This is a genomic window from Piscibacillus halophilus, from assembly GCF_900110685.1.
Lineage (GTDB): Bacteria > Bacillota > Bacilli > Bacillales > Alkalibacillaceae > Piscibacillus > Piscibacillus halophilus.
Genome location: NZ_FOES01000081.1, coordinates 1 through 1,235, shown reverse-complemented (window position 1 = coordinate 1,235; position 1,235 = coordinate 1). Strand labels below are relative to the sequence as shown.

Genomic DNA, 1,235 nt, shown 5'->3' with positions numbered 1-1,235 from the left:
AAGTGAAAGACTTTCAAAGTTATTATGGATTGAAGAACCACGGGATTGTAGACAGTGTCACATTAAACAAACTGAATGAAGTTTATAATAGTCCACAATTAGGAAAACGTTCAAGTGATATCTCTAACATAAAAGAAAAGTTAAATCGTGTTGGTTTTAGTGGAATCTTAGTAACGGATTATTTTGGGGACTTTACAGAAAAAAGAGTGAAAGAATTTCAGAGTTATTATGGACTATTAAATAATGGTATCGTAGATGAGCTAACTCTTACCAAATTAAATAAAGTCTATAATAGTCCGTTTCAATATGGTAAGAGACACGCAAATACAAGTAATATAAAAAGAAAATTAAATAACTTAGGTTACAGTGGTATTACCGTAACGGATTATTTTGGGTCTTATACAGAAGCAAAACTGAAAGAGTTTCAACGAGACAAAGGACTTATCGTTAACGGTATAGCTGACGATGTTACACTTAATGCTATAGAAAATAGTATAACTAAAATTTTTATAGATGCTGGTCATGGTGGTCATGATCCCGGAGCTGTAGCTCTTGGTTTAAAAGAAAAAGATGTTGTATTAGATATCGTACTTGCCATGGGCCAATATTTATCGAATAATTTTTATGGCGTGGATGTTAGCTATTCTAGAGTAACAGATGAATATATAGCTTTAGAAGATCGAGCCAAACTAGCTAATAATGAAGGTTCAGATTATTTTATTAGTGTGCATAATAATAAATTTGATGGTAATGCCAATGGTCTTGAAAGTTACATTCATCAAAACCATTCTAGTGAAACTGCTAATAAGCAAAAAATTATTCATGATTATTTAATTAATAAAATGGGTGTAAGGGATAGAGGAAAGAAAAAGGCTGATTTTAATGTTTTGAGGAATACAAATATGCCTGCAATTCTTGTAGAATATCTATTCTTAGATTATCCTGATGAAAATAAAAAGTTACAAAGTTCTAGCTACCGAAATTGGTTAGGTCAAATTACAGCTGAAGCAATAGCGTCGGCTTTTAATCTGAAAAGTAAATAATAATCTTTAAAAGGTAAGAAGAAATTCTTACCTTTTTTTGATAACTCTATTGAAACATTATTGTAATTGTATGATAATAAATGATGTAAAAATTTAAAATATAAGGAGGTGTAATGTTGAAAAAAGTTGTAATAAGTCTAATTATGTTTAGCTTGTTATTGTTTCCTCTGGTATTAAATGCTGAAACAGACG

1 protein-coding gene is annotated in these 1,235 nt (G+C 30.0%); it reads left to right on the top strand.

From position 1 onward, the window contains the following. Nucleotides 1-1,043 (top strand): N-acetylmuramoyl-L-alanine amidase (locus BMY57_RS15805; RefSeq protein WP_177176413.1); only part of this gene is annotated, 1,043 nt, incomplete at its 5' end. Nucleotides 1,044-1,235: the final 192 nt, after the last annotated feature.